This is a genomic window from Microvirga brassicacearum (assembly GCF_008757455.1).
GTDB lineage: Bacteria > Pseudomonadota > Alphaproteobacteria > Rhizobiales > Beijerinckiaceae > Microvirga > Microvirga brassicacearum.
Genome location: NZ_VCMV01000031.1, coordinates 23,181 through 32,071, shown reverse-complemented (window position 1 = coordinate 32,071; position 8,891 = coordinate 23,181). Strand labels below are relative to the sequence as shown.

8 protein-coding genes are annotated in these 8,891 nt (G+C 65.6%); all 8 read left to right on the top strand.

Annotation, left to right across the window (positions count from 1 at the left end; genetic code table 11):
• Nucleotides 1-19 precede the first annotated feature (19 nt).
• The 8 genes from FEZ63_RS17620 (at nt 20) to FEZ63_RS17585 (ending at nt 8,884) form a co-directional block, all read left to right on the top strand.
• A complete protein-coding gene (locus tag FEZ63_RS17620) occupies nt 20-910 on the top strand; it encodes a DUF2163 domain-containing protein (RefSeq protein ID WP_150946902.1) in 891 nt (296 codons plus the stop codon).
• 160 nt (nt 911-1,070) lie between these two features.
• Nucleotides 1,071-1,496 (top strand): NlpC/P60 family protein, encoded by a 426-nt coding sequence (locus FEZ63_RS17615; RefSeq protein ID WP_150946900.1) that lies wholly within the window; start codon nt 1,071-1,073, stop codon nt 1,494-1,496.
• A gap of 18 nt (nt 1,497-1,514) precedes the next feature.
• Nucleotides 1,515-5,381 carry a baseplate multidomain protein megatron gene (locus FEZ63_RS17610; protein ID WP_150946898.1) on the top strand — a complete coding sequence of 1,289 codons (3,867 nt, stop codon included), beginning with the start codon at nt 1,515-1,517 and terminating at the stop codon, nt 5,379-5,381.
• A gap of 39 nt (nt 5,382-5,420) precedes the next feature.
• Nucleotides 5,421-6,950: a DUF2793 domain-containing protein gene (locus FEZ63_RS17605; RefSeq protein ID WP_150946897.1), complete on the top strand. Its 1,530-nt coding sequence runs from the start codon at nt 5,421-5,423 to the stop codon at nt 6,948-6,950.
• Between the two features lie 2 nt (nt 6,951-6,952).
• On the top strand, nt 6,953-7,507 hold the full coding sequence (locus FEZ63_RS17600) for a glycoside hydrolase family 108 protein (RefSeq protein WP_150946895.1): 555 nt from the start codon (nt 6,953-6,955) through the stop codon (nt 7,505-7,507).
• Nucleotides 7,504-7,713 carry a hypothetical protein gene (locus tag FEZ63_RS17595; RefSeq protein WP_150946893.1) on the top strand — a complete coding sequence of 70 codons (210 nt, stop codon included), beginning with the start codon at nt 7,504-7,506 and terminating at the stop codon, nt 7,711-7,713. The genes FEZ63_RS17600 and FEZ63_RS17595 overlap by 4 nt, the downstream gene beginning before the upstream one ends.
• 46 nt (nt 7,714-7,759) lie before the next feature.
• On the top strand, nt 7,760-8,104 hold the full coding sequence (locus tag FEZ63_RS17590) for a PepSY domain-containing protein (RefSeq protein ID WP_150946891.1): 345 nt from the start codon (nt 7,760-7,762) through the stop codon (nt 8,102-8,104).
• 108 nt (nt 8,105-8,212) lie between these two features.
• The gene (locus FEZ63_RS17585) at nt 8,213-8,884 is read left to right on the top strand and encodes a response regulator transcription factor (protein WP_150946889.1); all 672 of its coding nucleotides are present in this window, start codon (nt 8,213-8,215) and stop codon (nt 8,882-8,884) included.
• Nucleotides 8,885-8,891: the final 7 nt, after the last annotated feature.

Genomic DNA, 8,891 nt, shown 5'->3' with positions numbered 1-8,891 from the left:
CCACCCCCCCGGAGCCCCCATGCGCACCGTTCCACCCGATCTCGCCGCACATCTCGCGGACGGGATTACGCATCTATGTCACTGCTGGAAACTCGTTCGCCGCGATGGCGTGACGTTCGGGTTTACCGATCACGACCGCGATCTCGCGTTCGGTGGCGTCGTCTATGCGGCGCGATCCGGCCTGGAGGCGGCGGAGGCGACGACTGAACTGGGTTTTGCGGTGGGCGGCGGCGAGGTAGCGGGCGCACTCATCTCGGCGGGCCTCACCGAAGACGACATTTCGTCCGGCTTCTACGATGATGCGAGCGTCGAGACCTGGCTCGTCAACTGGAGCAATGTGAGCGAGCGATTGCTGCTCGATGTCGGTTCGCTTGGTGAAATCCGCCGCGCCGATGGCGGCTTCATTGCGGAGGTGAGGGGGCTCATGCACCGCCTCGACGAGGAGCGCGGGCGCTTGTTTCGCGCGACCTGCGCGGCAGATCTCGGGGACGCGAAATGCGGCGTCAACCTCGCCTCGTCGAGCTACAGCGGCAACGGCACCGTCATCCGCACGGACGGCGCGCTCGTGATCGCCGCATCGGGCATCGCGGGCGGCGACGGCTTCTACACCACGGGCCAGCTCACTTGGACGAGCGGCGCCAATGCGGCGATCGCCGTCGAGGTGAAGGTGCATCGCGCGATCAGCGGCACCGACGAGTTCGACCTCTGGCAGCGCGCGCCGCAGCCGATCCTTGTCGGCGACACCTTTCGCGTCACCGCAGGCTGCGACAAGACGCACGGCACCTGCCGCAAGAAGTTCAAGAACGTGGTCAATTTTCGCGGCTTTCCGCATATGCCGGGCAACGACTTCATCATCCGCATGCCGCGCCAGGGCGAACCGGGTCTCGATGGCGGGAGCTTCTTTCGGTGAGGGAGGGGCGAATGGCGAATGGTGAGTGGCGAATGGTGAGCGGGATTAAGCGCGGACGTTCAGTTTTTCTTGTTCCGCTCCTCGTTCCTCTTCCTGCCCGCTGCTCGCCACTCACTATTCGCCACTCACTACTCACCATTCGCCATTCGCCACACACCCCATGTCATCACCGTCCCTCATCGTCGCCACCGCGCGCTCGTGGATCGGCACGCCCTATCGCCACCAGGCATCCCTCAAGGGGATCGGTTGCGATTGCCTCGGCCTGCTGCGTGGCGTGTGGCGCGAGGTGATGGGGACTGAACCCGAATTGCCGCCGCCCTATTCGGCGGATTGGGCCGAGGCCGGCGCCGATTCGCTGGTGCTCGCTGCGCGTCGGCATCTGCGCGAGATCGCGCTTCACGATGTCGCTGACGGCGATGTGCTGCTGTTCCGGTGGCGCGGGCATTGTCCGGCAAAGCACTGCGCCATCGCGACCTCGCCCGACACCATGGTGCATGCGCATGACGGTGCCTGCGTCACCGAAGTGGCGTTTCGCCCCTGGTGGCGACGACATCTCGCTTGCGCGTTTCGTTTTCCCGCACGATAAATTTTCCGAGAGTCCCCCATGGCCACGATCGTTCTGCAGACTGTCGGTTCCGTCGTCGGCGGCATGGTGGCGGGCCCTCTCGGCGCCATGGCCGGCCGCGCCCTTGGCGGATTGGCCGGCGCCGCCATCGACAACGCGCTGATGGGCGGCTCCGACGACAAGGTCGTCGAAGGGCCTCGCCTCAAGGAAATCGACGGCCTGACCTCGACCGAGGGTGCGCCAATTCCCCGCGTTTATGGCCGCGCGCGGATCGGCGGCCAGCTGATCTGGGCAACACGCCTGCTCGAGGAGGCGAATACAAGCGTCGAACGCTCGGGCAGCCAGGGCGGCAAGGGCATCGGCGGCAAGGGGCCGAAGACCAAGACCACGACCTATTCGTATTTCGCCAACCTCGCCGTCGGCTTGTGCGAAGGCCAGATCGCCTTCATCCGCCGCGTCTGGGCCGATGGCCGCGAGCTCGATCTCAATACCATCGTGATGCGCGTTCATCGCGGGCAGGAGACCCAGGCTGCGGATCCGCTGATCGTCGCGAAGGAAGGATCTGCCGATGCACCGGCTTATCGCGGCCTTGCCTATGTGGTGTTCGAACGCCTGCCGCTGGCGGAATTCGGCAATCGCGTGCCGCAATTCTCGTTCGAGGTCGTTCGGCCGGTCGATGGGCTGAACCGCATGGTTCGCGCCGTCTGCCTGATCCCCGGCGCGAGTGAATTCGGCTACGACAATATCGCGGTCACCCAGGTGCTCGGCCTCGGCGCAACCCGTCCCGAAAACCGCCATCAGCTGCAGCGGGCGAGCGACGTCAGCGCTTCGCTCGACGCGCTTGAAGCCCTGTGTCCCAACCTGAAGCGTGTGTCGCTCGTGGTGAGCTGGTTCGGCGATGATCTGCGCGCGGGTTCCTGCGCGATCGAACCGCGTGTGGAGACGACGACGAAAAAGACGGATGGCGCAACCTGGTCGGTCGCGGGCGTTTCGCGGGCGGACGCAAAGACGGTGTCGCGGGTCGATGGATCGCCCGCCTATGGCGGCACGCCGTCCGACGGATCCGTGATCCGGCTGATTCAGAATTTGAAGAAGCGCGGACTGGAGGTGGTGCTCTATCCGTTCGTCATGATGGATGTGGCGATCGGCAACACGCGCCCCGATCCTTATGGCGGCACCGGGCAGCCGGCTTATCCGTGGCGCGGACGCATCACCTGCCATCCGGCCCCCGGCGTTGCGGGATCGCCTGACGGCACGGAGACTGCGGCCACGCAGGTTGCGCAATGGTTCGATCGCCAATGGGGTTTCGAGCGCCTCGTGCTTCACTATGCGGATCTTGCGGTTGAAGCCGGCGGCGTTTCGGGTTTCATTCTCGGCAGCGAGCTCGTGGGATTGACGCGGGTGCGCTCGGGGCCGGGCGTCTATCCGGCGGTGGCGAAGCTGACGCAGCTCGCAACGGATGTGCGTGCCATTCTCGGCAGCGGAACGGACATCGTCTACGCGGCCGACTGGACCGAATACGGCGCTCATGTGCTCGATGGCGGCGACGAGGTTCGTTTTCCGCTCGATCCGCTTTTCGCGCATGCGGCCATCGACGCCGTCGGCATCGATTATTATCCGCCGATTTCCGATTGGCGCGACGGTCCCGATCACGCCGACCTTGCCATCGCGCGCAGCGTCCATGACGTGGATTATCTGCGCGATCGCCTCGGCCGCGGCGAAGCGTTCGATTGGTACTACGCCAATGCGACGAACCGCGCCGCGCAGACGCGCACACCCATCACCGATGGCGCTGCCGGCAAGCCGTGGGTGTTTCGGGCGAAGGATCTCGTGTCCTGGTGGTCCAATCCGCACAAGGAGCGGGTCGGCGGCGTCGAAATCCACACCACCGCGTGGCGCGCGCATTCGAAACCGATCTGGCTGACCGAGATCGGCATTCCGGCGGTGGACAAGGGACCGAACGGGCCCAATGTGTTTCCGGACCCGAAATCGTCCGAATCCGCCTATCCGCCCTTCTCACGCGGGGTGCGCGACGATCTCATGCAGGCGCGCGGCCTGGAGGCGATCCTCTCGCGCTTCGATCCAGCGCTGAATGGATTTCAGCCCGCTTTCAATCCCGTCTCGCCGGTTTACGGCAAGTCCATGGTCGATCCCGCCAATGTGTTCGTCTGGGCCTGGGACGCGCGGCCCTTTCCGGCCTTTCCGGATTTTACCTCGGTCTGGGCCGATGGCGGCAATTGGGAGACCGGACACTGGATCACCGGACGGATCGAAGGCGCCGCGCTGGACCGGCTCATCCTGGCGGTGCTGAAGGATTTCGGCATCGCCGATCCAGGTCAGCTTCCCATCGATGGCTTCGTGGACGGTTACGTCATCGACCGGCCGATGTCGGCGCGCGGTGCGCTCGAACCGCTGATGCGCATCTTCGGCATCGATGTGGTGGCATCCGGCGGGAAGACGAGGTGGCGGGGACGCGGCGGACGCATTGTGACGGCGATAGCGAAAGACGACCTAGTGATGGGCGAGAAGAGCCCGGCGCTCAAACTCACGCGCTCGCAGGAAACCGAACTGCCCCAGCAGGTGGAGATCGGCTTCACGGATTCGGAAACCGAATATCGTCGCGCGGCCATCGCGTCGCGCCGCCTGTCGGGTTCGAGCCGCCGGGAGGCGCGCGCGGATGCGGCGATCATCACGCGGCGGGCCGAAGCGCAACGGCTTGCGGATGCGTGGCTGCAGGATCTTTGGGCCTCGCGCGAGAATGCGGAGTTCGAGGTTTCGCACAGGCGCATCGATTTCGAGCCGGGCGACATCGTGTCGCTTCCAACTGATGCGGGCGGCAAGCTCCATCGCATCGTGCGCATCGCCGATGGGCCGACGCGCCGGATCACCTCGCGCGCCATCGAGCCGGCGGTTTTCGAGACGCCCGGCGGGGCGATTCCACGACCCCCCAAACGTCCGCCGCCGGTCCCGGGAAAACCCCTCGTGGTGGTCCTCGATCTGCCGGCGAGCGTGGGCGATCCGACGCCCCTGCAATATGTCGCCGTCGCGGCCGATCCGTGGCCGAGCGCCATCGCGATCTGGCGCTCGTCGAATGGCGCCAGCTACACGGCGCATCGCATTCTCGATCTGCCAGCCGTGATCGGCGTCACGATGAGCGAACTCGCTCCCGGACCGCTCTGGCGCTTTGATCCGAAGGCGGTGCTCGAGGTGGAGGTTTCCTCCGGCGCGATCAGCGCCATCGACGACGAGGCTGCGCTTGGCGGAGGCAATCTCTTTGCGGTCCGCGGTCTCGATGACCGCTGGGAAATCCTGTCCGCGGCACGCGCCGAGATGATGGGCGAGCGGCGCTATCGCCTGTCGCGCCTGTTGCGCGGCTTGAGCGGCAGCGAGCCGGAAGCGGCCCGCGCGGTGCCGGCCGGTGCGACGATCGTGCGTCTCGATGAGGCGGTGGTGCCGCTGACGAGCGACCTCGGCGATCTCGGGCAGACCTGGCGCTATCGCGTCGGCCCCGCCATCCTCGACCATTCCGATCCGGCCTTCGTGGAGATTGCAGCGACGGTCGGCCGCGATGCGCTGCGGCCATTGAGTCCCGTGCGGGTGTCGGCACAGCGGAACGCCGGCGCGGTGCTCATCGCATGGGTGCGGCGGACGCGACAGGACGGCGACGCCTGGGAGCCGATCGACGTGCCGATTGGTGAAAGCAGCGAGGCCTACGAGATCCACGTCATGAACAGCGCCCGCATCGCGCGGACGCTTCGGTCAAATGCGCCGATGGTCGAGTATCCGGCCGATCAGGAGCTCGCCGATTTCGGTGCGCCGCAATCCACATTGCGGCTCCGCATCGCGCAGATGAGCAGCGTCGCCGGCCGCGGCTTCGAAAACTCCATCACTGTCATCGTCGCATAGCGCGTCAGCAAAACCGCTTCCCATTCACAAGGAACATCGATGTCGATAACGCCGCATCTGGCGCTGCCGCTGCTGGCCGCAGCGCAGGCGCAGAAACACGTCACTCACAATGAGGCCATCGCCAGCCTCGATGCGCTGGTTCACCTTGCGGTCAAGGAACGCGATCGCGACAACCCGCCGGCCTTACCGGCGGAAGGAGACCGCTATCTCGTCGGCACCGGCGGCGTCGGCGCTTTCGCGGGTCATGCGGGCGCGATCGCCCTGTTCGATCTCGGCGTCTGGCGCTTCCTTGCGCCGCGTCCCGGCTGGCGCGCCTATATTGAGGCGGAAGACGCCATCGTGGTGTTCAACGGTTCGGTCTGGCGCGGCGTGATCGGCGACACCGCAAGTTTCGAACGCCTGGGCATCGGCACGCAAGCCGATGATCAGAACCCGCTCGCGGCGAAACTCAACACGGCGTTGTTCACGGCAAAAGGCGCGGGCGAGGGCGGGACCGGCGATCTGCGGTTCGTGCTCAACAAGGATGCGGCCGGCAACGTGTTGTCCCAGCTCTATCAGAGCGGCTACAGCGGACGCGCCGAAACCGGGCTCGTCGGCAATGATGATTTTGCCATCCGCGTCTCGCCGGACGGCAGCCAATGGCGCGATGCCATGCGCATCGACGGCACGACCGGCACTGTCTCGTTCCCGAGTGGCCTTGCGAGCGCGCCGGGCGCCAATCTGCTGATCAACGCGTCCTTCCTTGTCAACCAGCGCGGCCATGGGGCCGGTATTCTGGCGGCCGGCCAATATGGCTATGACCGCTGGAAGGCGGGCGCCGGCGGCTGCAGCATCGGGCGCCTGGCCGATGGCAGCATCTCGCTCACCGGTGCTCTCGACCAGATCGTCGATGTGGCGCAGGCGCCGGCGCTGGCGGGAGCGTCGAATTTTGCCGGCCGCATGATGACGATCTCGGTCGAGGATCCATCTGCGCCGTTATCAGTCACGATCGGCTCCAACACCGGGACGATCGCCCCGGGTGCGGGACGTTGCTCAGTCACCCTTCTGATCGATCCCGCGTTCACCGGTCATCTTCTATTGCGCCTGCAGAGCTCCGGCACGACGACGTTCCTGCGGCCCAAGCTCGAACTGGGGGACAGCGCCACGCCGTGGATGGGCGATTGGCTCGACGTGGATGAGATCCGTTGCCGCCGCTACTACCAGCGCGTGGCGGTCAGCGGCGGCGCACCTGCGGTGATGGCGGGGCTCGGGCAGCGCAAGGCGGCAAACCTCATCGACATTCCCTACGCGTTGCCGGTTGCGATGCGCGCCAGTCCGACACTCCAGACCAGCGGTTTTGGGTGGGCCGGCGCGTCGCCCGCCGGCAACCAGATCGGTTTCTACGATCCCGCCAGTGCCGCATGGCTGATCAATTCGGGCATTGTCAGTGCCAGCATGGCGGCTCCGGCGAGTCCCTCAGCGCTGGTCCTGCGCTTCCAGGCGGCCATTTCGTTCAGCGGTTCCGCCGGTGCCGTCGGCCAGCTCCAACTCGGTAGCACCGCCTATCTGGCGCTGCAGGCGGAGCTCTGACGATGATCGGAGCTTCCTCGCTTTTTCAGCAATGCCTCGACCTGGTGATCGCCCATGAGGGCGGCTTCGTCCACCACCCCTTCGACCCCGGCGGCGCAACGAATTTCGGCATCACGCACAAAACCCTGTCGCAAGCTCGCGGTCGGCGCGCGAGTGTCGGAGACGTCCGGCAACTCTCCAGGGCGGAGGCCGGCGCGATCTACCGCCAGTTCTATTGGGAGCCGATCCGGGCCGGAGAGATGCCCGCGGGCGTGGCGCTCGCGGTCTTCGACCTCGCGGTCAATTCCGGCATCTCACGCGCCGTGCGCCTGCTTCAATCGACCCTCGGGGCGAAGGTCGACGGCGTTGTCGGCGCTCACACGCTCGAGGCGGCCTGTCGGGCCGATGCGGTTGATCTCATTCGCCGCCTGACGCGCGCCCGCCTCGGATTTCTCGCTCGCCTCGCCATCTGGCCGGTCTTCGGGCGTGGGTGGCGGAGGCGGGTTCTCTCCGTCGAGCAGGACGCGCTTCGGCTCGCCCTTAAATCGGCACCCACCCTAAAAGGAAGTTCTCCATGATCGATTCCAAAACCATCCTGTCGAGCCGCACCGTCTGGTCCAACGTGATCGGGCTCGGCGCGCTCGTCCTCGGCGTCCTCGGTCTCGATGCCACGGGCCTCGAGGCTCCGGCCTTCGCGGACGCCGTCGCTCAGATCATTGCGGCGGGCAGCTTCATTGCCTCGACGGTGTTTCGCATCATCGCCACGAAACAAATTCTGAATTAGTGTTACATTCAGCCTTTGTTCAGTGCCTTTGGGCGATGGTCCGGCCATGCGTCTGGCTTATTGGATCATAGCCCTGTCCGGCATCGCCCTCGGCGGCCTCACCCTCGAAGGGTTGACGGGTGTGGCGCGCGCTCAAAGCGCCGCATCGGCGCTGGAGAATTGCCTTGCGCCCCGCGCCGTGCGGGAGGCGGTGGCCGCCAAGGGCGTGGTCGCGCCGGCCTCCGCCGTCATGACGGCCCGCAAACAGGTGCCGAATGCGGATGTGGTGAGGGCCAACCTCTGTCACAGTGATGACGCTCTGGTGTATATCATCATGGCGTTGCAGAAGGATGGTCGTATCGTGCAGGTCACGATAGACGGGCCATCCGGCCGCGTGAAATCGGTCCATTAGAACCAGGACCACTGGTATCTGACGGTCCTATATCGTTGTTTTGTCGCATGAGCCGATGGCGCGCTGGTAACCCACTCGCCCGACCATGCTTTAGAGGATGCTTCAAGCGTGCGCCTTCTCGTCGTCGAAGACGATCAAACCCTGAACAAGCAGATCGTGACCGCCCTGGAACAAGCAGGCTACGCGGTCGATTGCGCATTCGACGGCGAGGAGGGGCAATTCCTCGGCGAAACCGAACCCTATGACGCCGCGATCCTCGATCTCGGCCTGCCGAATGTGGATGGGGTGTCGGTCCTCAACGCCTGGCGCCGGGAGGGCCGGAAGATGCCGGTCATCATCCTGACCGCCCGGGATCGCTGGAGCGACAAGGTGCAGGGTTTCGACGCCGGCGCCGACGACTACGTGACGAAGCCGTTCCATATGGAGGAGCTTCTCGCGCGGGTGCGCGCGCTGCTGCGTCGCGCCACCGGCCATGCCACCAGCGAGATCAGTTGCGGCCCGGTGAAGCTCGATACCCGCTCGGGACGGGTGGCGGTGGACGGCAACCCGATCAAGCTGACCTCGCACGAATACCGCCTGCTCTCCTATCTGATGCACCATACCGGCCGCATCGTCTCGCGGGGCGAACTCACCGAGCATCTCTACGATCAGGATTTCGACCGCGATTCCAACACCATCGAGGTTTTCATCGGCCGCCTGCGCAAGAAACTCGGCGTCGACATCATCCAGACGGTCCGCGGCCTCGGCTATCTTCTCGATACGGGTCAGACGCGGACGTGAACCGCCT